Source organism: Bosea sp. 685 (assembly GCF_031884435.1).
Classification (GTDB): domain Bacteria; phylum Pseudomonadota; class Alphaproteobacteria; order Rhizobiales; family Beijerinckiaceae; genus Allobosea.
Genome location: NZ_CP134778.1, coordinates 159,577 through 184,718, shown reverse-complemented (window position 1 = coordinate 184,718; position 25,142 = coordinate 159,577). Strand labels below are relative to the sequence as shown.

General features: G+C 61.3%; 20 protein-coding genes and 1 pseudogene. 12 read left to right on the top strand and 9 right to left on the bottom strand.

The genetic code is table 11. The features are described 5' to 3' along the window. Positions 1–42 precede the first annotated feature (42 nt). Complete coding sequence (locus RMR04_RS00900; protein WP_311909340.1) at positions 43–1,143, bottom strand: DUF4238 domain-containing protein; 1,101 nt, start codon at positions 1,141–1,143, stop codon at positions 43–45. A gap of 76 nt (positions 1,144–1,219) precedes the next feature. Beyond that, entirely contained in the window at positions 1,220–1,567 is a 348-nt protein-coding gene (locus RMR04_RS00895) for an MBL fold metallo-hydrolase (RefSeq protein ID WP_311909339.1), read from the bottom strand. A 193-nt stretch (positions 1,568–1,760) separates the two neighbouring features. Here RMR04_RS00895 and RMR04_RS00890 point away from each other — a divergent pair, with 193 nt between their 5' ends. The 5 genes and pseudogenes from RMR04_RS00890 to RMR04_RS00870 all read left to right on the top strand — a co-directional run bounded on the left by RMR04_RS00890 (position 1,761) and on the right by RMR04_RS00870 (position 9,438). Then, a complete protein-coding gene (locus RMR04_RS00890; RefSeq protein WP_311909338.1) occupies positions 1,761–3,119 on the top strand; it encodes a DUF6035 family protein in 1,359 nt (452 codons plus the stop codon). Positions 3,120–3,146: 27 nt separating this feature from the next. After that, positions 3,147–6,437 carry an NERD domain-containing protein gene (locus tag RMR04_RS00885; protein WP_311909337.1) on the top strand — a complete coding sequence of 1,097 codons (3,291 nt, stop codon included), beginning with the start codon at positions 3,147–3,149 and terminating at the stop codon, positions 6,435–6,437. Between the two features lie 321 nt (positions 6,438–6,758). Next, entirely contained in the window at positions 6,759–7,769 is a 1,011-nt protein-coding gene (locus tag RMR04_RS00880) for an IS30 family transposase (RefSeq protein WP_311909336.1), read from the top strand. Between the two features lie 120 nt (positions 7,770–7,889). Further along, a pseudogene (locus tag RMR04_RS00875) lies at positions 7,890–8,808 on the top strand (helix-turn-helix domain-containing protein). Positions 8,809–8,958: 150 nt separating this feature from the next. Beyond that, positions 8,959–9,438 (top strand): hypothetical protein, encoded by a 480-nt coding sequence (locus RMR04_RS00870; RefSeq protein ID WP_311909335.1) that lies wholly within the window; start codon positions 8,959–8,961, stop codon positions 9,436–9,438. A 466-nt stretch (positions 9,439–9,904) separates the two neighbouring features. Here the strand turns inward: RMR04_RS00870 and hpaH are convergent, their stop codons facing one another. Genes hpaH through RMR04_RS00850 form a run of 4 tightly spaced genes read right to left on the bottom strand, consistent with a single transcriptional unit; the run spans position 9,905 to position 12,789 of the window. Next, positions 9,905–10,714 carry a 2-oxo-hept-4-ene-1,7-dioate hydratase gene (hpaH, locus tag RMR04_RS00865; RefSeq protein ID WP_410492125.1) on the bottom strand — a complete coding sequence of 270 codons (810 nt, stop codon included), beginning with the start codon at positions 10,712–10,714 and terminating at the stop codon, positions 9,905–9,907. Beyond that, positions 10,711–11,574: a fumarylacetoacetate hydrolase family protein gene (locus RMR04_RS00860; RefSeq protein WP_311909334.1), complete on the bottom strand. Its 864-nt coding sequence runs from the start codon at positions 11,572–11,574 to the stop codon at positions 10,711–10,713. Before RMR04_RS00860 ends, hpaH begins: the two co-directional genes overlap by 4 nt. 50 nt (positions 11,575–11,624) lie before the next feature. Further along, the gene (locus RMR04_RS00855) at positions 11,625–12,023 is read right to left on the bottom strand and encodes a 5-carboxymethyl-2-hydroxymuconate Delta-isomerase (RefSeq protein ID WP_311909333.1); all 399 of its coding nucleotides are present in this window, start codon (positions 12,021–12,023) and stop codon (positions 11,625–11,627) included. Between the two features lie 43 nt (positions 12,024–12,066). Then, on the bottom strand, positions 12,067–12,789 hold the full coding sequence (locus RMR04_RS00850; protein WP_311909332.1) for an alpha/beta fold hydrolase: 723 nt from the start codon (positions 12,787–12,789) through the stop codon (positions 12,067–12,069). A 173-nt stretch (positions 12,790–12,962) separates the two neighbouring features. On the opposite strand from RMR04_RS00850, the gene hpaD reads away from it, so the two are divergent. The 4 genes from hpaD to RMR04_RS00830 all read left to right on the top strand — a co-directional run bounded on the left by hpaD (position 12,963) and on the right by RMR04_RS00830 (position 16,589). After that, a complete protein-coding gene (gene hpaD / locus RMR04_RS00845; RefSeq protein ID WP_311909331.1) occupies positions 12,963–13,949 on the top strand; it encodes a 3,4-dihydroxyphenylacetate 2,3-dioxygenase in 987 nt (328 codons plus the stop codon). Positions 13,950–14,249: 300 nt separating this feature from the next. After that, positions 14,250–15,599: an MFS transporter gene (locus tag RMR04_RS00840; RefSeq protein WP_311909330.1), complete on the top strand. Its 1,350-nt coding sequence runs from the start codon at positions 14,250–14,252 to the stop codon at positions 15,597–15,599. A 122-nt stretch (positions 15,600–15,721) separates the two neighbouring features. Next, the gene (locus RMR04_RS00835) at positions 15,722–16,282 is read left to right on the top strand and encodes a MarR family transcriptional regulator (RefSeq protein ID WP_311909329.1); all 561 of its coding nucleotides are present in this window, start codon (positions 15,722–15,724) and stop codon (positions 16,280–16,282) included. Between the two features lie 58 nt (positions 16,283–16,340). Further along, the gene (locus RMR04_RS00830; protein ID WP_311909328.1) at positions 16,341–16,589 is read left to right on the top strand and encodes a hypothetical protein; all 249 of its coding nucleotides are present in this window, start codon (positions 16,341–16,343) and stop codon (positions 16,587–16,589) included. Positions 16,590–16,624: 35 nt separating this feature from the next. Here RMR04_RS00830 and RMR04_RS00825 read toward each other — a convergent pair whose 3' ends face one another. Further along, positions 16,625–18,604, bottom strand: coding sequence for a methyl-accepting chemotaxis protein (locus RMR04_RS00825; RefSeq protein WP_311909327.1), 1,980 nt, complete (start codon positions 18,602–18,604; stop codon positions 16,625–16,627). 226 nt (positions 18,605–18,830) lie between these two features. Between RMR04_RS00825 and RMR04_RS00820 the strand changes: the two genes are divergently transcribed. Next, positions 18,831–19,664 (top strand): sulfite exporter TauE/SafE family protein, encoded by an 834-nt coding sequence (locus tag RMR04_RS00820; RefSeq protein ID WP_311909326.1) that lies wholly within the window; start codon positions 18,831–18,833, stop codon positions 19,662–19,664. Positions 19,665–20,045: 381 nt separating this feature from the next. Next, positions 20,046–21,002 (top strand): agmatinase, encoded by a 957-nt coding sequence (locus tag RMR04_RS00815; RefSeq protein WP_311909325.1) that lies wholly within the window; start codon positions 20,046–20,048, stop codon positions 21,000–21,002. A gap of 63 nt (positions 21,003–21,065) precedes the next feature. On the opposite strand, the gene RMR04_RS00810 is transcribed toward RMR04_RS00815, so the two are convergent. Beyond that, positions 21,066–22,688 (bottom strand): MFS transporter, encoded by a 1,623-nt coding sequence (locus tag RMR04_RS00810; protein ID WP_311909324.1) that lies wholly within the window; start codon positions 22,686–22,688, stop codon positions 21,066–21,068. 13 nt (positions 22,689–22,701) lie between these two features. Then, a complete protein-coding gene (locus RMR04_RS00805) occupies positions 22,702–23,490 on the bottom strand; it encodes an alpha/beta fold hydrolase (protein ID WP_311909323.1) in 789 nt (262 codons plus the stop codon). 266 nt (positions 23,491–23,756) lie between these two features. Between RMR04_RS00805 and RMR04_RS00800 the strand changes: the two genes are divergently transcribed. Then, positions 23,757–25,109: a sigma-54 interaction domain-containing protein gene (locus tag RMR04_RS00800; protein ID WP_311909322.1), complete on the top strand. Its 1,353-nt coding sequence runs from the start codon at positions 23,757–23,759 to the stop codon at positions 25,107–25,109. Positions 25,110–25,142: the final 33 nt, after the last annotated feature.

The following is a 25,142-nucleotide window of genomic DNA, read 5'->3' as shown; positions in this document are numbered from 1 at the left end:
TTGCCACTGTTACCACAATTCGCAGTTTTTGCTAGGTTGCGGTCACCTTCGGCAGCTTCTGTGAGAACGCTTATCCTCCCAAACCGGATCTCGTTGTGGCGACGCCATGGACCCGTCGTCGAAAACGACAGCCTTATCCCGGAGCCTAACGGCCCGAAGCCGGGCATCTCGTGGCAAAGCCCTTGCAGAGTGGACAACCAGTTCTGACTTCACTCCCTCGCTGGGCGGCGAGAACTCGTCCTTGTCAGTGGCCTGGAACTTCCCGTCATCAGCCAGGCGCTCCAGCCTCTTGAACTCGTATAGACTGCCTTCTGGCCGTGGAATGCGGAGCAACGCCTCGACACGCTCGTGCTCAAGTGTCGGCGGGGAATAGACGTTCTGATAGGCGTTCATCCATTGAAGCTCGTTCAATGCGGACGCCTCAGCGCTGTTGGCAAGCGCTATGACGTTATGATCCGACTCCGCGTTGTAGACATTGTTATCGTGCATCATCAGCGCAAACTTGGGCGTCAGCGGCAAAATCATCTGCAATCCGGATCGGGCGATCCCGACCATCCGGCGCGGATCGTTCTTCCTCCCAAACCAGTTGGTCGAAACGACGGGATTATCGGCAATAACAAACGGAACGCTCGTTTCGTTGACGATTAAAAAGCGTTTGAGATCCAGCAGCATCGGGCTGATCGCAAGAGATTGAGCAACATTGAGCCGCGCGGCGCCCTCCAGCCCGATACGGACGCGGCGCAAATCGTCCTCGCCGATCTTGTTGAACATGAACAACTTGATCATCTTATCGGTCATGCCGTTGAGTTCCTGCTCGGCACGCAGTGTCCTGCCGCGTTGCAGTGAAACCATCTGGACCAGATGCCAGCCATCACGTTCGTCGATTGAACGTGTTGTGATCATCTTTCGAACGAGAGAAGCGAAATAGCCCTCTGCGCCTCCCAGAGCCTTCTCGACTCTCGTATCCTTGCCGTAAAAATAGTCGCGATAGCACTGATCGGCCAGCGACGCTCCCCGAACAACTTTGCCACGACTGATATTGATCAGGTTGATCAAGCGCGGCTTGGGCTGTCGATCCGGGTCGCAAGCGAAATGCCGCAGGGTAGCCTTTGGCACGTAGTGCTGCTGCTTGTTGTCTGCCATGACCAAGTGTCCGCAAATTCCGGCACACCAATGACCCGCCAGCTCAAGCACGGACGCGCTGGCCGGCCTCTTTGCGCTATCGGCTAAAGAGATTTGGCGGGAGCCCTTCAAAGCCGCGGCTTTTATAGAGATGCGAAAACCCCTCTTGCTGTGCGCCCGCCAGCGCAAACAAGATAGTGTCGTGACGCTCGACACAGACGGCGCGTACCTTCGGCGCAATCTCTTTTAGCCGACGCAGCGTCACGCCCCGGGGCCAGCCGAGTGTGTCGGCGAATTCGCCAAGATCGAGCTCCGCAACGCCGCAGCCGCCCCAATCACCATGACCGTCATAAGCCATTGAGTGCAGGAGCGCGTAGGCGAGTCGGTCTTCCGGGTCTAGCAGGATGTCGAACCCGAAGCGTTGCTTCAGCGTGCGCTGCGTCATGTTCCGTCTCCAGTAGCGATTCGTCTGACCGAATCCTACGCATTGCGTGGCGCCGCTTCAAAATCGAGATAGACCAAATTCACTGCTGCCAGAGAGTAGCGAGAAGTCACGCTAGACGGAGCGAGCGTCTGTAGCTCACTGGTAAACGATCGCCCGTGACACGACCATGCACGGGCAGGCAAAGGATGCTAGAATGCGCGAGCTTCGTATCCCCTACGCGATTGACATCGAGAACAACACGAACATCTCTGCGGCCGACATCGCTGCGTTGATGGAAGATTTGCGCTCGACCATCCGTCTGCAGGCAACCGCACATGTCAGAACGCGTGCGCGATGGCCACGGCACTTTGTTTGTCCCATGTGCCGCCAGCCGGTCTACCCGCATGCACCATCGTTTACGGGGAGACGCCATTTCTGGTCGCACCTGCCGCGCGGCTCTCTGGAATGCCCACTGGAAAGCAAAAGAAAACTCACGCCAGATCAGATTAACGGCAGGATATTCCATGGACGTCAGGAGGGCGACGCCCATAGGAATCTCGTCTCCCTGCTTGTCCGCCTCGCCGATGCAGACCCGTCCGTGGGGCCGGTCACTACCGGTGTCTATGAGCGCCCGACCGATGCGATGCGCGACACATTCCCCTACGGTCGATTTCCCGACGTTCAGTTCACGTGCGGCGACAGCAAAATCGTGCTGGAGGCGCAACTGGCGACGATTACCCTGCACGGGATCAACGGCCGGCGCGCCTTCTACGACCGAATGGGCACATCGCTGCTGTGGGTCATGCGGAATTTCGACCCCACAGGCGCTCTGAGAGCGTCGGTAAGGGACATTATCGCCGATCAAGGTGGCCTCCTCTTCTCGATCGACAATGATCTGATTGCGATGAGCGAGTCCGATGGCATCTTTCGGCTGCGCGCTTGGACATATAGCGGGGAGGGGGACGATGCTTGCTGGGGACATCACATCGTACCCATTGCAGAGGCGGCCTCGTTGGCCCGTCCGCACCGCTGGGCTGATGTTTTCAAGGGCCGTTGGCTTACCGCGTATCGCGGCTGCCATTTTTTCACAAAAGGGGCCCCCGATCCGTACGATCTCCTCCGTGAAGTTGCATATGAGGCGGGCATTCCGGACTATGCGCCGAGTCCAGCGTTCGATTGTACCTTGGGGCTGGTTCGCCTCCTCATCTCGCTTGAAGCGGGTGAGGTAGCCGGGTCGGGCCATCCGTACTTGATTTCGATCGCCAATAGCTTTGACCAGCATGATGGATACCGCGCCCTCACGCTCGTGCACATGGCCATTGCACGGTGGCAGCCAGCCTTGCTCGCCCGCAGTTCCATGCAGCTCGCACTCAAGCGGGCGCGCCACAAATTGCAGGAAACTGGTGCGGCAGAATGGGGTCGCAAGAGCGTGATCGGGAAAATGCGAGACGTACTTTTTCCGGATTGGGTTTTGGGTTCCGGTACTGCATTCGCAGCGGACCAAATGAGCGCTGGCCTGTCTTCTCCAGGGGACGGCCGACGAAGCGCCTCACATGCACGGCCTATGCCGTAGAAGAATGGAAGGACGTACACTCACGCCATGCCGCCGGTCGATCACACGTTGCGAATTTATCTTGGCGGCCCCGTCGCACATGCATCCGAACGTGTCTTCCTTCGCGCGCTTGTTGCGCGACTGGAGAGCCAGCGCATCTCGGCGGTCGTTCTTGCCAATATCATGGTCAATGGACGGCAGCTTGATTGCGTCGTCGCGACCCCCGAGTCAGTCAGTGTCATCGAGGTCAAACAGAGCCGGCTGCCGCTGCGCGGGGAGCTCAATGGTCAATGGGCTAGGCTGACGCATCAGGGCGAGTGGGCGGCCTACCCCAATGCCTACCAGCAGGCGCTCGATGCACGATTTTGCCTCCGCGATGCGATGCAATCGTTCACCCCAATCGGTCAGCACTATCCGCAGGGCGTTGTGGTGTTCGCCGGAAGAATTCCCACGGGATCGCAGTTGCCCAGAGGCGATTTCAAAACGCGGATTCTGGAGATTGAGCCGTTTCTCGCAGTATTTCCGGACGGCAACGGAAACCCTTGGCCGCTCGACCGCTGGTCTGAATTTGCCCGGCACCTCTCGTTGGAACCGGCAACGCTTGGGGAGGCGGTTGCGGAGGGTAAGGAAGCAGATCGGCTGGCGCTGATCGCCCGGTATCGCGCGGCGGTCGTTGCCGAGCACGTTGAGGATGCCGCGGCCTGGCTTCCGGAGAGCGAGGACGAACGCGACGCGTTGCGGGTGGCTGCGTGGTCCGAGACGGGATGTTTTGTTAGTGGGCCCTCGGGGTGTGGGAAATCTCTGCGAGCCGCGTGGCTCGCATCTGAATTGGCGGCAGCTGGCCATCCAACCTTTTTCCTAGCAGCGAAGAATTTCTGGGGCAGCTGGTCCGCAAGCCTACGCCGCGAATTGGCGCTGCTCGTGGATATTGAGCCCCAGCAATTGTTCCGTGCGGTCGCACAGAGCGACTTGAGCGTTTTTCTCATTGTTGACGGCTGCAATGAATTCGGCGCCGACGCACGCGACGCATTGCGCGGCATCAGGGCTCTGGCGCGGCGCTTTCAGGCCAGGCTGATCCTGACCTCGCAGGATCCCAAGCCCACCATGTTCGGTGGCCTCAATACGGTAGCAGCCAATCGCCCTAGCCTCGGGCTGAAGCAGCGCATTGCGGTCTCTGCCGGCGGCGCGCTCCCGGCGATTGCCGAGGAAGTGCTGCGTGCGATCATGTCCGGCATTGAAGCGAAAATCGTCGGTGAGATTGGCAGTGAATTGCGTACCGGAATCACCCGGCCGCTTCTGATCGATCAGTTCGCAAGAAAGCTGCTGGGCCAGCACGCGCGGCTGGGCGCACGGGCACTGCGCGAGTTTGCTTCTGCCCTGCACGAGCAGGTGGCCTTCTCCTTCTCTGAAGCGCAGTTCGACGATTTCATGCGCACGCAGGATATTGGTGTTGCCGAGTGTGATCGGCTGTTCTCAGCTGGTCTGTTGGCTCGGCGAGCCGGCCGCGTCTCCTTCGCCCATGAAATGCTTCAAAACGCCTGCGCGGCTGGTGCGCTAGCCAGAGTGGCTTCGTCCGATCCGCTAGCTTTTGCCTGGCGCCTTTCCACGCCGCTCGTTCAGCCCCTGGCCGAAGACGTAATCGCTGCCATCGACGATGGCAGCGTCTCTCGCCAGCTCCTTGAGGAGACGGCAGACGCCCGTCTGCTGGCGCGCTGCGCCGAAGGCTTGTGCGGTCCTATTGCGGCCGCGGCTGCATCGGACCTTATAGACCGAAGCGCCGCGGCATGTGTCGACGAAATACGCTCGGCAAACCTTCAGCTGACCATCGACGGCGATGCGACCCGCCTTGAGTGGCAGGAAAGTGCGCGCGAGGCGTGGACCGACGCGCAAATAGCGCAATTGGCCGCCATCGGACTACGTGCGGCATCGGGCGCCAGCATTCAGGCCTATCTGTCACTCTGTGCAGCGATGGATGAGCGCCTTGCAGGCGAGCGAGAGCGCTGGGCATCCTTGGCCAGGCAGCATCGATTTCCATTTCGTAGCCAGAGTTTTGCATTGGCCTATTATGGCTTTGGCCCCCAGATTGGATTTACCCGTGTCGCGCGTGCGACGCAGCGCGGCCTTGAACCTGCTGGCCTCGGTATGGCCAGCTACTCTTGGAATGTTGAGACGCTAAGTTCCGGGCAGTTGCTGTTTTTCCTCGAGGGCCGGCGACGGTTCCGCGACGCCCCGGACGAACGTTTTGCCGAAGAGCTGATTTATCTGTTCCGTGAGCGGTTTCGCTTCGAGCCCTACCATGTACAGCTGGCGATGCTGGATTCTGTCGGCTATGCGCGGTCGGCGCCAGATCCCGTCATCCAGCAGCTCACCGAAGCTATTACAGCGCTGGAGGTCAGCCCCACCAACGTGGGGATCAATAGTAGTATCATCGATGCCTTGAAGATCCTCGGTGCGATCGAGGATCCTGACGATCGGCAGCGGCAGCAGATTGCGGCCGAGCTTGTTGAGGTTCTGCAGAGTGATGTCAGCGCGGTCAACCCGGACCTAGCCCTGACGGTTGCGGTCAGCATGTTCGACCATCCCTATGACACCCTCTATGGCGAAGCGATACACGAGCTGGAAGATAGCCAGAGACACCTCCTGTTCTGCCGAGCACTGCGTGCTCCGTCGGTGCGGCATTCAGGCAGCTTCGGCTGGCTGGTCAGAACAGTCGCAGCCTTCAACGATCCCAACGACGCGGAACTGCTCAAGGCGTTTTCCTGTCTTCCCGAGAACGCCAATCCATTTGCGCAGGAGGAATGGGCAGGCTTCGTTGCCGCAATCCGCTTTCTTGCTCGCCATCGAGCCGGCCTTGCCCCCATCGCGACCGGAACGCCGGCGGAAATGTGCCTTGGCCATCTGCGTATGCTCGTTTACGCGGCGGAATCGCGCTTGCCAGAAGATCTGGCGCAGGCGGCTTTGGCTTGGGAGTTCCTTCGCGCGATGCCTGTCCAGCTCGTTGTCGGGTGTTTTAGCGAGATCGTCGGTGCACTCACGGATGATTGGTCGGAACGTACGCGCGATGGAGCAAGCGGCACGCTCAACTTGGTCGGTGCCTTCGTGGAAGAGAGCCTCACGCTTATGCGCCGCTTTGTCGATGAAGGAGAACAGCCGCTGTTTTTCCACCGCGCTCCGTTTCGCGAGAAGGGGACGAATTTCGCGTTTCAGGTCATCGGGCATTACGGCGATCGCAGCGACATTGAACGGCTGCGGAAACGCAGCCGTGGGCACCCGTTCGCCGCGGATGCGATTGCAGCTCTCAAGCGACTGGATATGGCGGCGATATCGACAGATTCATGAATCCTTCCAGCCGCTGCGTGAGACAATCGAGCTTACTCTACTGTTGCCCTGAACCACGGCAGTTCACCGAAAAGCACTCATTCCGAGCGGCCCGCTAAGGGCCAACTCCCGCAGCGGGGCCTGCCACGAAATCTGACCGCCCAGAACCCGACGTTCAGGAGGTCAGGAATGGGCCAACTTTACCCTTTGGAGCATCCGATCGCGCAGCGACCAGGTTCCATAACAAACCTTATGCGAGTCACATCTGTAGAACGGTCGGTTCAAGTTTGAAGTGCGACTTGCGAATGATCCCAATGGGTTATCAGCCGCAGGAACGCAGCGATGCAACGCACCTACTCCCAGATGGACCTGAACGACCGTCGCAAGCTCGCCCGATGGCGCGGCATGGGATTGAGCGTCGATGTCATTGCGGAGAAGCTCGGCCGGCATCGCTCGACGATTTTCCGGGAGCTGCGGCGCAACGCCTTCATTGACAAGGAATGGCCGGAGCTCGACGGCTACCATCGCGTAACGGCGCATGACATGGCCCGCGAGCGGCGCACGAGGCTCAGGAAGCTCGCGCGCTTCTCTCATGTGCGCCAATCGATCATCGAACGGATTCAGCACGGCTGGTCGCCACAGCAGATCGCGGGCCGGATGCGGCTCGAGCGTCATCCGATCTCGGTCAGCCACGAGACGATCTACAAGTTCGCCTATTCGGCGGACGGTCAGGCCATCAAGCTCTGGCGGCATCTGCCGGAACACCGCGCGCGCCGCCGCCCGCGGCATGCCAGGCGCCGGCATGGGCAGCGCTTCAGCCCGGAGCTGAACATCCTGCGCCGCCCGGACGTCGTCGCCGACCGAAAGCAGTTTGGGCACTGGGAGTGCGATCTCATCCAGTTCCGTCAGAAGTTCGGCAAAGCGAATGTGACATCGCTGGTCGAACGGGTCAGCCGCTTCGCCGTTCTGCTACGCAACAACGACCGGCAATCGCGGCCGATCATGGAGCGGCTCATCAGCGTGATGCGCGCCCTGCCCCATCGCGCACGCCGCTCGATCACCTTCGACCGCGGCACGGAGTTCACCGACTGGCCCTATCTCCAAGCCGGGATCGGAGCCCAGACCTGGTTCTGCGACCCGCAATCGCCCTGGCAGAAGGGCACCGTCGAGAACATGAACGCACGAGCCAGGAAATGGCTATCGAGAGACGTCGATCCCCTCTCCATCACCGACCAGGAGCTGAAGGACATCTGCGAGCGATTGAACACCACGCCGCGAAAGTGCCTTGGCTACAAGACGCCGGCGGAAGTCTTCCGGCAGAAGCTCCTCGCCCAGATGCGGGCCGTCGGATAGGATCGCCCAGCCGCAAGTCGCGCTTCAGCGAGAACTCACAAACCCCGTTAGAAGGGTCGCGCCTCTCCTCATTAGACATGTCATTTTTTCCTCGGCGTTGCGGCTGGGGAGTTGCGTGCGATGACGGTGTTATCGATGAGCCGAACGGAGATCGATCGGGTTCATGTGCTGAAGGATTTGCTGGCGGAGCGGATCCGAACAGGCGAAGCGGCGCAGCTCCTGGGCGTGACGGCGCGCCAAATCTTTCGGCTGTTACGCGCCTATCACGCTGGTGGCCCTGCGGCGCTGGTTTCCAAGAAGCGAGGCAAGCCGAGCAACCGATCCTATCCCGCGCTCGTCCGGACCCAGGCCATCGTGCTGATCAGGACCAACTACCTCGATTTTGGTCCGACGCTGGCGGCCGAGAAGCTCGCCGAGCGCCATGGGCTACGGCTGGGCGTCGAGACCGTGCGACGCTGGATGATCGCCGACGGGATCTGGCGCGATCGACGGGAGCGGCTCAAGCCGGTACACCAGCCGCGCTACCGGCGCGACTGCGTCGGCGAACTCGTCCAGATCGACGGCTCACAGCATTGGTGGTTTGAGGACCGTGGCCCGCAATGCACCCTGCTCGTCTAAGGATCTGCATCGCCCGCTTGCTGGGGACGACGATGTCGACGAGGCTTTTGCCTGGAAGGAAGAGCGGACAGTCTCCCAGAGCCTGACGCTTCAATACGACAAGATGCTGTTCATCCTCAAGCCGACGCCGGTGACGCGTCCCCTCGCCCGCCAGCGCGTAACGATCTTCGATTATCCGGATGGTCGGTTTGCTATCCGGCACCAGGGCCTCGACCTGCCCTACCGGACCTTCGACAAAGTCCGGCAGGTCGACCAGGCTGCCATCGTCGAGAACAAGCGCCTGGGGCCGGCGCTGGCCTACATTGCCGAGCGCCAGAAGGAGCTCAACATGGAGCGCAGTGGCCGTGCTCCTCGGCGACAAGGCCAGGGCAAGAGCATCTTCAAGGCGGGCGAGCGAGGCGGGCAGCCGGACAATCCGTGATGTGTTAGATGGGTGGGTTGCGGACTGGCAGCTTTCAGATGCGGGTGGCTGAGGACCGGACGTCCTCTTATCGACTGCAAGCGCTTCGACAGGGATTGCTTCGCCTGAAGCCTCCGATCACGATCTGAGCGCAATGGAGGTCGTGAATCGATGATGAAGAAGTTTGACTATCGGTTTGATGCGGGCCCCCTTGGTTCTGCCGACGAGCTTGCAGGCGAATGGGACGAGGGCAACTGCCGCCGAGCGGTTCAACTGTATCTTTTCTCAATGAGGGGAGAATTTCTTGAGCCGGATCGTGTGTTGTGCCCTGAGATATTTAACCAAACAGGCATCTTCGTTATCGATGTAGACCAGCAATTCGATTTCGAGCGTTTGAGAGACGGTGACGTTATCTTTTCTGAACGTTTGAAGGACCGCCGCGGTGTGGAGGTTAACTGCGGACGAGCCACCTTTAGCTCAAGTGATGACTACGTGATTTCGCTTCACACCGCGCTATACACGGGGCACAAGAGTCGAGAAATTTGGCATGCTACCGCCATTGAAGGATCCAGTTGCTACTGGAATACACAAAGATTTCTGGAATTCTATCGCCCCGTCGCCGCTAAACGACTACTTTCAGCGTTGTCGTGACACCAGCGGAGGGTCCGATATGGGTCGTGAGCTGAGCTCAGCTCAGGATCCATCCCCGCAGATCTCACCGGCTGTGCTTTGGCCGAGAAACCGCGGCCCGGCCAGTCGATTGTGGCAGTGCCGCAGCGCGGCTGTGCAACCCTGACCAGCTCCGCCGCGCTGCTTGAGCTTGGCTGGAAAACCGGCCCGAGTGACATTTCTAACGGGGACAGAATGCGACTTCTCTAACCGGGACCGACAACAGGCAGCCGTAGCCGAGCGTATTCCATGCGTTGAATCAATAAGTTACGTCTGGAGTGATTTTGAATGGCCTGCGCCTAGCACTGCGATACGAGCGGCGATCGCCATGTGCACCGCATGCGTCGGATCGGGATGAATCGACCCCTCGGTCAGGATGTTGACTTCCGGAGAGACAGATCGTTGACGTTTATCATTCCGACCTTGAAACGAGCTGAGAAGGAAGGCGCTACCGGAAAAAGCAGCTCACCGTGCCGAGCGGCCCGTAGTCTGCGACGATCGTGTCGCCGTGGCGGGCCTCGATCGGGCGAATGAAGGAACCGGCCAGGACGACCTGCCCGGCTTCGATATGGTCGCCATACTCGGCCAATCGGTTGGCAAGCCAAGCTATGGCGCGCGAGGGGTCGTTCAACACGCCTGCTCCAAGCCCGGTCTCCTCGACTTGGCCGTTGCGGGACACGATGGCACCGACCCACCGCAGATCGGCCTGGTCTGGCCGAACCGCGCGGCCGCCCAGAACAATGCCGGCATTGGCGGCATTGTCTGAAATGGTGTCGACGATGGTCCGAGCCTTGTTCGTCTCCGGATCCACCCTGAGAATGCGCGTGTCGAGTATCTCGAGCGCGGGCGTAACGTAGTCCGTCGCGTTCAGAACATCGAACAGGCTGACGTTCGGCCCCTTCAGCGGTTCCTTCATCACGTAGGCGATCTCGGCCTCGATGCGGGGCTGGATGAAGCGGTCATTCGATACGGTCGCTCCGTCGGCGAACAGCATGTCGTCCAGAAGAACGCCGGAATCGGGATTGTCGATGTTAAGCGCGGACTGCATGGCCTTCGACGTGAGCCCGATCTTCCACCCTATGACCTTGCGGCCGGCCGCGAGCTTTCGTTTCACCCATGCCGCTTGGATGGCATAGGCATCGTCCATCGTCATGCCGGGATGCCTCAGCGAAAGTAGACCGGTTTGAACCCGCGTCCTCTCCGCTACGTCCAGGCTGTCGGCTGCAGCGGTGACCTCGTTAGCGGAGAGCACGCTCATTCCTCGTCCGAAATGGTGTTCCGCAGCGTACCGATACCCTCGGCTTCGACGGAAACGACATCACCAGGTTTCAGCCAAACGGGCGGGTCCGAGCGGGCCCCTGCGCCGGTCGGCGTCCCCGTCAGGATGATGTCGCCGGGCACCAGCGTTGTGAACGTCGAGACGTAGGCGATGATCTTTCGGAACGAGAAAACCATCCGGCTGCTTCGGTCGCTTTGACGGAGCTCCCCGTTGACACGGGTCTCAAGGCCGATGTCGGCCAGTTGAGCCTCGTGGCGGAACGGGATCAGCCACGGGCCGATCGCGCCGGAGCGGTCGAAATTCTTGCCTTGCGTCACGTTGAACTTTGCGTGTCGGACCCAATCGCGGATCGTACCTTCGTTCGCCAAGGAAAGGCCGGCAACATGGCCGAGGGCATCGGCCTCCGGGATGCGGCGCCCGCCCTTCCCTATGATGACGACGATCTCGCCTTCATAGTCGAGTTGCGGGCTTTCCGGCGGGCGGATCAACGGCGTGTCATGTCCGGTGAAGGAGCGGGGGAATCGCACGAATAGCGACGGGTTGAGTGGAGCGTCGAAGCCATCCTTGTACTCGGCATTGCGGTCGGGAAAGTTGACCCCCACGCAAATGATCTTCTCCGGCGACGGAATCGGGATCTCGAAGTCGATCGCGTCCGCCGAAAAATCGGCCTGCAGTTTGTCCGCCGCTGCCGCGAGGCGTTCCAGGGCACCTTCGGCCACGACCTCCCGCAGTGTCGGCCACCGCGCGGCATAGCGGCTTGAAAGATTGACGACGCCCGCCTCGGTGGCCAAGCCGTAACCGGGCTGGCCACTCTGGGAGAAGCTGATGAATCGGCTCATTCGCTACGTTATCCTCCTGTTTGCGCGAGAGGCGCCCGTGCGCGGGCCGATCAAGCCGGCAGCGCGCGGCGAGCCATCAGGTCGCGTACGTTGCTTCGGTTGACCCGCGTATCCGTGTCGAGTTCCGTCACCTCGACGGACAGCGCGATAGCCGTGTTCGCAACAAACGGATCGAACAATGCCGAGAGGCGGTCGGCGAGCACTTCGGCCGCCTTGCGCTTGGCGTCCGACGTAAATCCCCCGCCGATGCGTATGTTGACATGGACGAACGCGCCCTCCGGATCTCCATCGGCCATTTTGAAATGCTCGATCAGATGAAGGCGCGTGCGCACGCCGGGCGTGGGGTAGCCTTCAACGGCGCAAGCGGCCTCATGGAGGCTTTCTACGAGTTGCGCGGGAGCTACCAGCTTGGCCGCCGTGGCCGTGGCTTCGATGATGATGTGTGGCATGTCTGGCTATTCGGCGAAGAGCCGATCCTTGGTTGGGGACGGGTTATGTCTGGGAAAATGCGCCCAGCCAGCGCTGGATCGCGTTTGCACAAGCGTCGGGCCGCTCGTATGTGAGCAGGTGCCCGCTGCGCTCGACGACGACCAACTCGGCATCTGGAATTGCGTTTGCCATTTCCTCATGGGGTCCGAGCGGCATGGCCGCGTCGTCGCGGGCAGCCAGGATCAACGTCCTGCAACCTATCCGCGGGAGCAGATCGGCGGCATCCGGTCGGGCGAGGCCCATGCGAACTTGCGCTTCCAAGGCCGCCAGGCCCTGCTTCTCGACCATCGCGACGATCGGCTCCACAGTCCGAGGGTCGGCGAGCCGATCGGAATGCAGCATACGCGCCGCCCATTGTTCGCCGAACGTCCGGAGTCCCTCGGCCCTTGCCTTGACGAGCATCGCTTCTCGCGCCGCCGTCTCCGCCTGACCAGCCGGCCCTGCGGCGCGTCCTCGGTATGCCGTTCCGAACAGTCCGAGCAAAGCGACCCGTTCCGGGGCGCGACGCGCAACCTCCAATACGACGCGTCCGCCGAGCGAGTGGCCGGCCAAGGCAAAGCGCTGCGGCGCCCGGGCGAGGACGCCTTCGGCCATAGCCTCCACCGAGTCGGTGACGCCCAGGTTGATGATCTGGATATCAGCTGCGTCGTTCAACGCGTGGGCTGTCGGCAGCCACACCGTCTCGTCGCACAGCATACCCGAAATGAGAAGCAGTGGCGCCTTCATGTATCCCTCGCCTATTTATGATATTAACATGTTAAATCGATGGTAGCCTATGTCAACCCCTCGGCGCAGCGCCGAAGAGGGGCCGCTTGACGCCATCTGAATTAACATGTTAATTCAATGCCAAGCCGCGATCGATTGCGACCTCGGTAAGAACACTCGATCAGGAGGACGTCATGGGGATTCCGGAGGCGCGCTTCGACACGCCGTTCAACATCGCTCGGCTCAGCCATGCCACGCTGTATGTCCGCGACCTTGCAAGATCACGGCGCTTTTACGCCGACACGCTGGGGCTGCTTGTAACGGCAGAGACACCGGACGCCATCTATCTGCGCGGGTTCGAAGAACGGAACCACCACTCGCTGGTGCTTGTCCAAAGCGAGAGCCCCGCAGTCGGCCATCTCGGTTACAAGGTGCACAGGGAGGGCGACCTGGAGCGGCTCGAGGCCTTCCTGGACCATGAGGGACGGCCGACAACTTGGGTCGACCTTCCGTTTCAGGACCTCACTCTGCGCACGATCGATCCACAAGGGATACCGATCGAGTTCTATCACCGCATGGACCGCGTGCCGACCGAACTGCAGCGCTACGCAAAACAACGGGGCGGAAAACTCCAGCGAATTGACCATTTCAACTGTTTTACGAATGACCTCGATGGCTCGCTGGAGTTTTATCATCGCCTCGGTTTTCGGACGACCGAGTATACCGTGAAGGACGGCACGGACACGCTGCTATCCGCGTGGCTGCAACGACGCGGCACCACGCATGATCTCGCTTTCGCCCTGGGGGCCGGGCCGCGGCTGCATCATGTGGCATTCTGGGTGGCCAACCCGCTCAACATCATCGATTTGCTCGATTTGATGGCGACGACGGGCTACCAATCCAACATCGAGCGCGGCCCCGGAAGGCACGGCATTTCGAACGCCTTCTTCCTCTACGTCCGTGACCCCGACGGACACCGCGTCGAAATCTTCAATGGCGACTACTCGGCCATCGACCACGACCACGAGCCGCTCCGTTGGCAGTTCAGCGATCCTCTCCGCTCCTGCCTGTGGGGGCCTCCCGCGCCGCGCTCGTGGATCGAGGAAGGCAGCATATTCTTAGGACAGGAGACGCACCCACCGAAGACCGGGGCGGATGTTCCTACGTCCGTCGCGGCATGACTAGCCGTCTTGCTGCAGTAGAGGTTGCCGGCCTCAAAAACATTCATTGAAAGACAGCTTCTAGTAAAGCCGTCTTTGATAGATATTTTCTCGGCATCATTCGTCGATCTGCGCGCCAAACACTAGGCCGGACGACCAAAATTCTAGTCGAAGCAAGTAATGAAATATCCCGGACGGCACGTCGCCTAACCGGAAAATCATGCTCATAGAACGGGAGGATTTCGTGAAAAAATCTTCGAGTGACTGGTATCGTTTCGTCCCGCATCGGCGCCTGCCGTCTTTCGGTCCCCGGAGGTCGTCATGAGTGCCGTCACGATCGACGTCGGGTCTTCGCTGGATAAGGGAGACTGGACCTTTTTACAAAAGCGCGTCCTCTTCCTTGCGCTGTTGACGATCGTGGTCGACGGGTTCGACGGGCAACTGATCGGCTACGCCATCCCAACCCTGATGAAGGAGTGGGATGTCTCGCGCGCCGCTTTTGCCTCGGTCGTGGCGGCCGGGCTTGTCGGCATGGCCATCGGCGCAGCCGCCTCGGGAGCGTGGGCAGATCGTTTCGGCCGTCGATCGACGTCGATCGCCAGCGTCATCATCTTCGGTGGCGCCACGGCCTGTATCGGCCTGGTCGACAACCTCCCCGCGCTCGGCGGGCTGCGTTTCGTTGCGGGGCTCGGGCTGGGCGGTGCCCTGCCGGGCGCGCTGACGCTCGCCGCCGAATTCACGCCGTCGCGCCGAAGGGCGCTTGCCGTGGCCATCTCCGCGGTCGGCGCGACCCTTGGTGGCATGCTGGCTGGTCTCGTTGCCAGCTACGTCCTGCCCGCGTTCGGCTGGCGAACGTTGTTCTTCATGGGGGGCGCCATCGCGCTTGCACTCGGGGCCATACTGTTCGTCGCATTGCCGGAGTCGCCAAAATACCTTGTTCGCCGGCCGCACCGCTGGCCGGAACTGGCTCGACTGCTGGCGCGCATCGGGGTCGAGGTGGGATCCAACCCCGTCTTCGTCGACGTGGCCGAGCGGCAGCAAGAGAAGAAGCAGGGCTTCTCGGCCCTGATCAGCCGAGGGTGGCGACGCGACACCGGGGTTCTGTGGCTCGCATTCTTTTGCTCGCTCTTCGCCATCTATTCGGCATTCAGCTGGCTACCGACCATGCTCGTGGCTGCGGGATTGAATCCCTCTGCGGCAGTGACCGGCCTGACCGCCTACAATGTCGGCGGCGTCATCGGCTCCCTAGGGTGCGCGCTGGCGATCCCGAGATTGGGATCGCGGCTGCCGCTCGTCCTATGCGGCGCCTGCGCCGCGGCCATCGCATTCGCACTTCAGGCCGTCGACGTCGCGCAAAATCCACAGCTCGTCTTCCTAGGGCTCGGCATTCACGGCCTGTTCGTAAACGCGGTGCAATCGAACATGTACATCGTCTGCGCCCACGTCTATCCGACGGCCGCCCGGGCGTCTGGCATGGCATGGGCGTTGGCCATCGGGCGCTTCGGCGCGATCTCAAGCTCCTTCATCGGGGCGGCGGTCATCACCGGTGGCTCATGGTCCTATTTTGGCCTGCTCGGTATCGCGATGCTCATGGTCTGCGGCGCACTTCTGCTCATAACGCGTCACCTCCCCTCGCAGTCTCAGCGATCACAGCACGCCCAGACCACTTGACCATATCCGGTCGAGGCTAAGGCTCCGTGGCAAGGACCGGCCCTGTCTCCGACGGGGCCGGTCGTTTTGACGGCTACGACGCCGATGCCTAAGATGCTCCGAGTTCTTGAGATTGGTTGCCCTTGTCGAAGTCCAAAAATTCGCCGACTGCGACTACGGCGTCGTCAGGTCGCTTGTCCGCGTCCGACGACGCGCTGTCGGATATGCGCAAGTTGATTCCTGCACTGCTCCGGGCCCGGGAACAGATCATGCAGCATGTGCGCCCGGTTCTTTGGGAATACGAGCTCACGGAGCAACAGTGGCGCATATTGCGCGCGTTGGTCGACGGCGGAACCTGCGACATGGGCGAGCTGGGTCGTCGCTCGCAGATCGTGCCACCCAGCCTCTCCCGCACCATCCCGAACATGGAACGTCGCGGCCTTGTCGCGCGCGTTCCTTCCGGCTCGAGCCCTCATCGTATACTCGTATCCGTCACATCGGCTGGCCTTGAACTATTCAATCAGGCGAAAACCAAATCAGACGAAGCGCTGACCAAGCTGATGGACGACATGGACACGAGTTTGGTTAAGAAGGCTGGGATTGCGATCGCCGAGCTATTGGCAGATATCGCGCGGGCGAACGACGATCTGGGCCCTGCCGTCGGGAATGATCATGTCGTCCCCCCCAGGGCCACTTCACCCTAGGCTAGAGGCCGAACGGGGGGCGTCACTTCGTGGTCTCAAGAAGCGCCACGCCTTGGAGATGAGCGGATTTGACTTGTGGGTGGCTTTGCTTGCTGCCGTCCGCTTCTTGGCGTTGATCGTGCGCTACGGGTTCGGTCGCATCGCCGACGTCAGCACCAGATGGGCGACCGGCGACTATGATATGGCCCATGTGACTATTGGCCAGGCAATCGGTCTCATACACGATGTCCCGCCCGCAGCAGAGACTGTCTGGCGCACTGTGAAGGAGGCGACGACCTTGGTGAAGCGATACGGCGCGCGCGGCTGACATTGTCGCCATCGCGACCTGGCAGGATGACACCGTTAAAACTCCTGCCAGCCGGTGCCTCCGCCATGGGCGACGAGCCTGCGTGCAAATGCGCCTTGAACTTCGCGCGGAGCAGCCGGAAGGCTGCGTACTGGATGCCTTGAAGTCGCCGCTACCAGGGCCATCTTGCCGGCCATCGCCCTAAGAGGGCTGGCGTCGTCGCCGAGCCTGAAGCGGCCGACCAGCAGCGCAAGCCTTTGGGCCTCTTCCGCCAGCGCCTGCGAGGCAGCTGTCGACTGCTCGGCCATGGCGGCATTCTGCTGTGTCGCCTGGTCCATTTCGTTGACCGCAGTATTGACCTGCTGCAGACCGGTAGCCTGCTCCTGGGCCGCCGAGGCGATCTCGCCGACCAGCGAAGTCACCCGGGCAATCTGGCCGGACATGCGCTCCAACGCGCTGCCGGTCTGACCTACCAACGCGACGCCCTTCTCGACCTCGATGCTTGAGGCGGTGATGAGGCTTTTGATCTCTTTGGCTGCCTCCGCCGAGCGCTGCGCGAGTGCACGGACCTCCGAGGCAACGACGGCAAAGCCCTTGCCGGCATCTCCGGCGCGGGCAGCCTCCACCGAGGCGTTGAGCGCGAGCAGATTTGTCTGGAAGGCGATCTCGTCGATGACGCCGACGATCTGCGAGATCCCATTGGCGCATTTCTCGATGCTGCCCATCGCCGCGACCGCGTCACGGACGATCTCGCCCGACTGCTCGGCCTCGCCTTTGACCTGGGTCGTGGCGAGGCTCGCCTGATGCGCGCCGTCGGCCGTCTGGCGCACGGTGGCGGTCAATTGATCTAGCGCGGACGCCGTTTCTTCAACCGAGGAAGCTTGCTGCTCGGTACGCCTGGCGAGGTCGTCCACCGCCTGGCTGATCTCGCCCGCCCCTGCCTTCATGCTTCCCGTGTTCATCGCGATCTGCCGCATAGTCTCCTCGACCTGCGCCATCGCCGCGTTGAAATCGTCCTTCAGCTTTGCGTATTCGGCGCTGAAAGCCACCTCTATCCGGTAGGTCAGATCGCCCTCGGTCAGGCGCTCCATGCCAAAGCCGAGCGCCTCGACGACCAAAGCCTGCTTCTTTGCCTGCTCGCCGCGTTGGGCCTCGTTGAGGCTGCGTTGGGCATCGGTGTCCCGACGCAGTTCGCAGGCATCGGCCTCGGCCTTCTCCTTCTCCGCCTGGACCTGCTGCCTCGTCAGCGCAGCATCGCGGAAAACCACGAGCGCGCGGGCCATCGCTCCCACCTCGTCCTGGCGCTCCTGGTGAGTGATCTCCGTTTGCAGTTTACCGGCCGCGAGCTCTTTCATCACCGAAGAGAGGGAGGTCAGCATGCTTGAAGCCCGACGGCTGAGGACGACCACCAGCCCGAGCAGCAGCAGGCCGAGCGGCAACAATACTTTCGCAGCGCTGATGATCATGCTGAAGAAGGCTGCGTCTACGTCATGGACATGTAGGCCAAACCCCACCAACCATTGCCATTTTGGAATGCCGAGTATGTAGGAAATCTTCAGCGACGGGTCCTTGTCGCCGAGCTTGAGCCAGTCATATTCGACAAAGCCCTGACCCTTACTCTTGGCAAGATCGATCATATCCTGAATGAAGAACTTCCCGCGGGCATCCTTGAGCGGCCTCATGTCCGTCGACTGGACCTTCTTGTTGGCATTCAGCACGGCGATCCCATCATAGGCGATGATGAAGTAGTGGTTGCCATTGCCGAACTGGGCATTGCCGATGGCGTCCATCACCAACTTCTTGGCGTCGGCCTCGTTTAGCTCCCCGGCCTCGGTCCGAGCCACATATCCCCTGATCGTAGAGACGGCCGCCTCGACCGTGTTGCGCATCTCGGTGCGTCTTAGCGCCAGCATCTCGTTGTAAGCGGCGGTCAGCGTGTAGCTTACTCCGCCGACAGCGATGAGAACTGCCAATGCCGCGACCATCGCCAAGGAACGGCCGATTGACAGGGACCCGAAGCTTTTGGAAAGAGACATAAGACTGTCCTCACGAAGATATCCGTCTTCATTTTCACAACTGCGCTAAGACACAGTTAATCTGTCAGGCCATTAGTTATACTTTACTGATTTGTCTGGATTTGATGTGGATTTGGCTGGATTTGAGGCATATCAATTCTTGCATTTCCGCTCACATGCCTTCAATTCGACTATAGCGGCTCTGCCTTGGCCTCGGTTCGGACGCGCCTCTCCTGGACGGGATTTGATGTCCTCTGCGATTTCACCCGGCGAGCTGACGTTTCTTGCCGTGGCCCTCGTCCTGGCAGGGGGCGCCACGGGCATTTTGGCTGGGGTCTTCGGAGTCGGCGGCGGCGCGGTCATCGTGCCGATTCTCTACGAGATCTTCCGCCTCGCCGGCGTGCCGGAGGAGGTGCGCATGCCTCTTTGCGTCGGCACGCCGCTCGCCATCATCATCCCGACCTCGATCCGCTCGTTCATGACGCACCGGGCCAAGGGGTTGGTCGATCTCTCGATCCTTAAGATCTGGGCGGTGACGGTCGTGCTCGGCGTTGTCGCCGGCAGCTATGTCGCGCGCTTCGCACCGCCGGACCTGTTCAAGATCATCTTCGTCGTCGTCGCAGCGCTGAGCGCGCTGCGTCTGATCTTCGCCACCGACCGCTGGAATTTCGGCGCGGAGCTGGCCGCCAAGCCGATCATGGTAGGCTATGGCGGATTGATCGGCGTGCTCTCGGCCCTGATGAGTATAGGCGGCGGCCAGCTATCCAGTCTGTTCATGACCTTCCATGGCCGGCCGATTCACCAGGCGATCGCGACCTCCTCGGGGCTCGGCGTGCTCATCTCGATCCCCGGCGCGCTCGGCTTCATCGATGCCGGCTGGCCTAAAATGGCGGTGCTGCCTCCGCTCTCCCTTGGCTTTGTCTCGCTGATCGGCTTCCTACTCTTCGTCCCGACATCGGTCCGGACAGCTCCGATCGGCGCGCGTCTGGCCCACCGGCTCTCGAAGCGCAGGCTTGAGGTCGCCTTCGGCCTCTTCTTGCTGGTTGTCGCCGGGCGCTTTACGTGGTCGCTCCTGGCATAAGCTTCTTCGATCGAAGGACCTACGACGCGAACATCCGTCTTCTGCCGGACCTGCGCGATTAGCTGGGGGTGGCGTATCTCTTCATCTCGCACGACATCTCCGTGGCTGCCCGTCTCTCCGATAGGATCGCGGTGATGCAAGATGGGAAACTGGGCGAAATCGGCAATGCGCAGGTGATCCTTCACGATCGCAGGCCCCTATACGATCAAATTTCCTTTCCGCAGTTCCGAGGGTCGACGGATGGCCGGGTCGGTGAGTGGATTCACCACCGCGCTCAACGCTTCAATAGCGGCAACTAAGAGCTCGCCCACCGCGCGTCCTAAGACAATCGAACCTAGCCTCGACGAGGTGCGCGCGACCCTCACGCCACAGGAAAATCTCATGAAACTCACCGTTCCAGCCAAAGCCGAGCACACGACGTTCCTATATTCTTCCCCGGTCGATAGCCTCGAAGATCTAACGGCGGACATCGCCTATCTCGGCATACCTTATGGCCAGTCGTATTCCTTCGGCGAGATCGCAAACGACCAGAGCCGCGGGCCGTTGGCGCTGCGGCGGGCGACCGACAGGATACTGCGTTCCATTGAACGGTACGACTTCGATATCGGAGGACCGCTGTATGACAACCGGCCGATCCGGGCCGTCGATTGTGGCGACGTCTATGCGGATCCCACCGATCCCATGGGCCATTTGAGCCGTGCGGAAGCGGCGGTCCGCAAGATAGTCGCGGCCGGAGCCATGCCCATCGTGCTCGGCGGGGACCATTCCATCCCGATCCCCGTGCTGCGTGCGTTGGACGATCAGGGGCCGATCACGCTGATCCAAATCGACCAGCACCTGGATTGGCGCCAGGAGATCAACGGCGTGCGGGAAGGCCTCTCCAGCCCCATCCGACGTGCGTCCGAGATGAGCCATGTCGAGCAGATTTTCCAAATCGGGCTACATGCATCCGGCAGCGGGCGTCCGGAGGAGTTCGAGGCGGCGCGTTCCTATGGGGCACGCCTCTTTCCGTCCTACGATCTTCACGAGAATGGCATCGAGCACGTACTAGCGAGCATTCCCGACGGCGGGCGCTACTACGTCACAATAGATCTCGACGCGTTCGAACCTGGCGTCGCGCCTGGCGTCGCAGCGCCGTGCGCCGGAGGTATGACGTTCATGCAGGCCCGCTCGCTCCTGCGTGGGCTCGTTCGGAAAGGGCGCGTCATAGGGATGGACGTCGTCGAAATCACGCCTTCGACCGACGTGAACCAGATCACCAGCATCACGGCTGGGCGATTGATCGTAAACCTCGTCGGGGCGGCGGTACGCGCCGGCTACTTCGATAGGATCGACTAGACCGATTTCGGACGTGCCGCGGCGCTTTTTGCAGGGCGCCGCGGCTTGGCTAACATGCGATCCCTATTTGCTCAGGTCGCGCCCGCGTGTCTCCGGCAGGAAGAGCGCACCGATCACTGCGGTCATGGCCGCTACGATCACGGTGTACCAAAGACCGCCGAAGATATTGCCTGTCGCGATGACGACCGCCGTCGCGACGAACGGGGCAAAGCCGCCGATCCAGCCGTTGCCCAGCTGCAGGGCAACCGAAACGCCGCTGTATCTGATCCGCACCGGGAACAGCTCGACCAGCAAGGCGCCCAACGGCCCGTAGACCATCGTCGCAAGGAACACCAATCCAAACAAGGTCGCGACGACCGTGGGAGCGTTGGGTTGCACGGGAGCCTTGGCCGAGGGCATGCCCTTCTCGGTCAACGCCCCGAGGATCGCCGCATCGTCGAACCGGGTGAGCTCCTTGTCTCCGATGCGAATGCGCAGTGAAGTCCCATCGGCATTCACGACATAGGGTATCGCGTTCGCCGTGAGGAGCGCCTTGGCCTTCGTACAATCCGTCGTCGCTTGCGGCCTGAAGAGCTGCCCGACGATCGACTGATCCTCGCTGCAATTGTTTCCACTCAGGACGACCGATGTCCGCGCACGAAACTCCGTAAGGGCTGGGTTCCCGTACGTGGCAAGCGCTTGAAACAGAGGCATGATCAGAACCGCCGACAACACGCAACCCGTGACGACGATCCACTTGCGTCCGATCCGGTCGGAGAGCCAGCCGAAGACCAAGAAGAACGGAGTTCCGAGGGCTAGCGCGACCAGCAGGTAGGTGTTCGCCTGCTCATGGCTCATCTTCAGCGTCGTGGTCATGAAATAGAGGCTGTAGAAATGCCCGGTGTACCAAACCACCGCCTGGCCAGCGACGACGCCGAAGATCGCGACGAGCACGAGACGAAGATTGCTGCGGTCCCCGAACGTTTCGGCGATGGGATTTCTGGAACCCTTTCCCTGTGCCTTCATTTCCTTGAACACGGGGGATTCATGGAGCTTGAGGCGGATGTAAAGGGAGAGGAGAAGCAGCGCGATCGACCCTATGAAGGGCACGCGCCAGCCCCAACTTGCGAACGCCTCCGCCGACATCGAAGACCGGCACAAGACGATCACGACGAGCGACAGGAACAGCCCAAGCGTGGCGGTGATCTGGATCCAGCTCGTGGTGAGGCCACGCCGGTTGGGGTCGGAATGCTCCGCCACATAGGTCACGGCGCCGCCGAATTCGCCGCCGACGGCAAGCCCCTGGAGCAGTCGCAGTCCGACGAGCATTGCGGGGGCTGCCCAGCCTATCGTCTCGTAGGTCGGCAGGAGGCCGATCGCGGCGGTGGCAATGCCCATGACGAGCATGGTGACCAGGAACGTCTTCTTGCGCCCGACCATGTCACCAAGCCGGCCGAAGACAATCGCGCCGAAGGGACGGAGGACGAAGCCGGCACCAAAAGTGGCTAATGCCGCGAGCAGGGCCGCCGTCTCATTGCCTTTCGGGAAGAATAGGGTGCTGAAGAAGGCGGCAAGGGAACCGTAGATGAAGAAATCGTACCATTCGAACACTGTCCCGAGGGCGGCGGCGAAGACCGTGCGTTTGGTATCCTGTTCGCTTGGCTGAGAAACCGCGGCGGCCGCGGGCGAGAACTGTTGAACAGACATGCAAGCCTCCCATTCAAACTGTTTGCCGCGAACGGGCCAATGCCGCTGCGGGAGAGATGCGGGTGCTCTGATTTAAGAAATCATCGAGCAGTCGGTTGAAGGCCTGAGGCTGCTCGAGCATCGGGAAATGCCCCGCCCCGGCCATGACCTCAAGGCGGCTGCCCGGGATGCCTTCGGCGAGCACGCGAGACTCGCTGGGCGGGGTGATGATGTCCTCCTCCCCGACGACGACCAGCGTCGGCACGCCGATATCGCCGAGCCTCGAACGGCTGTCCGAAGCGTTCAACGAGGCGATCGCCTGCCGCGCCACCGATGCCGGCGTCTGCGAAACCTCCGCCTTGGCGAACTTCAATAGCTCGGGGCTGGCGGCCTTGCCGAAGGATCGCTCGATGACGTTCTGGCTGGCGGTGACCACTCCCAGGTCCTCGATCGCCTGGAGCACGTTGTCGACGTTGACGTCCTCGCCAAGGCCGTGAGGGGTGGCCCCCACCAGCACGAGCGCCCGTACGCGCTCGGGATAGTCGAGCGCGAAGCTCTGGGCGACCGTCCCGCCCATGGAAAGACCGATCAGAACGGCCGAATCGATCCCCAGTGTGCGATACACCTCAAGCACGTCATCCGCGAAGGCGGCGATGGTGTACTTGCGATCGTCGGGGCGAGGCGACACGCCGTGTCCGGGCAAATTTATCCGAATTACCTTATAGAGGCGCGAGAACACCTCGGTCTGCTCGCGCCAGAACTCCGCGGTCGTCGTGAAGCCGTGAACGAAGACCAGCGGGTCTCCGCGCCCGGACACCTTCACGACTGTGTCTCCGATACTCATAGTTTCACTAGGCATTGGTGTCTCCCCTGCTGTTATCCGGCTATATTCGCAAGGCGCGGGCCAGCTTGAGGATGAGCGACCAAAACATGTCAACGCCCTGTTATCTATACGTGTTTTCGAATTTCGTAGGCTGGAGCCAGGTTTCGGTGACACGTTGCGCCACCAATGAGAGACAACTATAGTCTCCAATAAGAGACACTCGTCGCTGCCGTCAGCCTTGCGGCCCGGCCAACCCAGGCGTTTCCATGGCACTTCCGGAATGGTTTGTCGGATCCACCGAGGAAGCAGCCTTTCTCAGACTCGTCCTGGATCACGTTTCCGACTGCCTCGTCGCGGTCGACACTACGGGAACGATCGTCCTGATCAACGAACCCTACTGCCGGCTTCTGGGAGGCGAGGCCGATGACTTCGTGGGGCGCCATATCACCGATGTGGTCGGGCCGCAGACCAAGCTTCACCTTGTGGCCCGAGGAGTGGGTACGCACATCGGCTATCCGCTTGAAGTTCGCGGCCACAAGTTGGTGACGAAGCAGGTTCCGGTCCAGCGCGACGGCGAGATCATCGGGGCGGTTGGCCTAGCCCTGTTCTCGGACTACGACGCGCTGAAAAAGACCTACAGCCGCATCTCGAAAGATCAGCTCGCGCTGCCGCGCGCCAGCCGGCACTGGCTCTCCAAGTTCAACGTTCACGACGTCATCGGAGAGGGTGAGCTGATGGACGCTTACCGCGCCACCTTGGGTCTGGTCGCCGAATACGACCTGCCGGTGCTGATCTCGGGCGAGACAGGCGTCGGCAAGGAGCTGGCGGCGCATGCCATTCACGGATTGTCAGGCCGTGCGGCAGAACCTTTCGTATGGGTGAATTGCGCGTCCATCCCGAGCGAGCTGATCGAAGCCGAGCTTTTCGGCTATGAAGGCGGAGCCTTCACAGGCGCTCGCGATCGGGGTAAGCCGGGCAAGTTCGAGCTTGCCAGCGGTGGCGTGCTTTTCTTGGACGAGATCGGCGACATGCCGATTTCGCTTCAGGGCAGCCTCCTGCGAGTGATCCAAACGAGCGAGATCGTGAGGGTCGGAGGCACCATTCCCATCACGATCGATGTGCGCGTGGTTTGCGCAACCAATCGACCGCTCGCAGACTTGGTGGCAGCGGGGCGATTCAGGGAGGATCTCTTTCACAGGCTCAACGTCCTGCCGGTTTCCGTGCCCGCCCTGCGAGATCGCGCCGATATCGCTTTCCTTGCGGAGAACATGTTGCAACGTATCGCAGCCCGGCTGTCCAAGCCTGCCGCTCGTTTGACCAAGGATGATTACCGTGTGCTGCGCGATCACCCATGGCCAGGCAACGTGCGTGAGCTGGAGAATGCGCTGACCCGGTTGGTCGTCACCGGCCGACTGCAACCGACGGCCTCCATAACCTCGCCGACCCCGGTGACTTCCAACCCTAGCGCTTCGCTCAAGCAGCGGACGCGATCTCTTGCCGCCACGGAAATCCGCGGCGCGTTGGAACAGGCTCAAGGAAACAAGCGTCGAGCGGCGACTTTGCTCGGAATAAGTCGAGCCCACCTTTATCGAATGATGAAAGCCTGTGACATCGGATAGCGGTGACCAGCCGCTACAGGCGACCTCCTCCCG

Bases quoted from the DNA above. Each gene is read 5' to 3' on its own strand.
- RMR04_RS00820 (WP_311909326.1), top strand. From the start codon at position 18,831: ATGTCCTCTGCGATTTCACCCGGCGAGCTGACGTTTCTTGCCGTGGCC.
- RMR04_RS00800 (WP_311909322.1), top strand. From the start codon at position 23,757: ATGGCACTTCCGGAATGGTTTGTCGGATCCACCGAGGAAGCAGCCTTT.
- RMR04_RS00830 (WP_311909328.1), top strand. From the start codon at position 16,341: ATGAGCGGATTTGACTTGTGGGTGGCTTTGCTTGCTGCCGTCCGCTTC.
- RMR04_RS00885 (WP_311909337.1), top strand. From the start codon at position 3,147: ATGCCGCCGGTCGATCACACGTTGCGAATTTATCTTGGCGGCCCCGTC.
- RMR04_RS00810 (WP_311909324.1), bottom strand. From the start codon at position 22,688: ATGTCTGTTCAACAGTTCTCGCCCGCGGCCGCCGCGGTTTCTCAGCCA.
- RMR04_RS00840 (WP_311909330.1), top strand. From the start codon at position 14,250: ATGAGTGCCGTCACGATCGACGTCGGGTCTTCGCTGGATAAGGGAGAC.
- RMR04_RS00880 (WP_311909336.1), top strand. From the start codon at position 6,759: ATGCAACGCACCTACTCCCAGATGGACCTGAACGACCGTCGCAAGCTC.
- RMR04_RS00825 (WP_311909327.1), bottom strand. From the start codon at position 18,604: ATGTCTCTTTCCAAAAGCTTCGGGTCCCTGTCAATCGGCCGTTCCTTG.
- hpaD (WP_311909331.1), top strand. From the start codon at position 12,963: ATGGGGATTCCGGAGGCGCGCTTCGACACGCCGTTCAACATCGCTCGG.
- RMR04_RS00890 (WP_311909338.1), top strand. From the start codon at position 1,761: ATGCGCGAGCTTCGTATCCCCTACGCGATTGACATCGAGAACAACACG.
- RMR04_RS00855 (WP_311909333.1), bottom strand. From the start codon at position 12,023: ATGCCACACATCATCATCGAAGCCACGGCCACGGCGGCCAAGCTGGTA.
- RMR04_RS00870 (WP_311909335.1), top strand. From the start codon at position 8,959: ATGATGAAGAAGTTTGACTATCGGTTTGATGCGGGCCCCCTTGGTTCT.
- RMR04_RS00815 (WP_311909325.1), top strand. From the start codon at position 20,046: ATGAAACTCACCGTTCCAGCCAAAGCCGAGCACACGACGTTCCTATAT.
- RMR04_RS00850 (WP_311909332.1), bottom strand. From the start codon at position 12,789: ATGAAGGCGCCACTGCTTCTCATTTCGGGTATGCTGTGCGACGAGACG.
- hpaH (WP_410492125.1), bottom strand. From the start codon at position 10,714: ATGAGCGTGCTCTCCGCTAACGAGGTCACCGCTGCAGCCGACAGCCTG.
- RMR04_RS00900 (WP_311909340.1), bottom strand. From the start codon at position 1,143: ATGGCAGACAACAAGCAGCAGCACTACGTGCCAAAGGCTACCCTGCGG.
- RMR04_RS00895 (WP_311909339.1), bottom strand. From the start codon at position 1,567: ATGACGCAGCGCACGCTGAAGCAACGCTTCGGGTTCGACATCCTGCTA.
- RMR04_RS00860 (WP_311909334.1), bottom strand. From the start codon at position 11,574: ATGAGCCGATTCATCAGCTTCTCCCAGAGTGGCCAGCCCGGTTACGGC.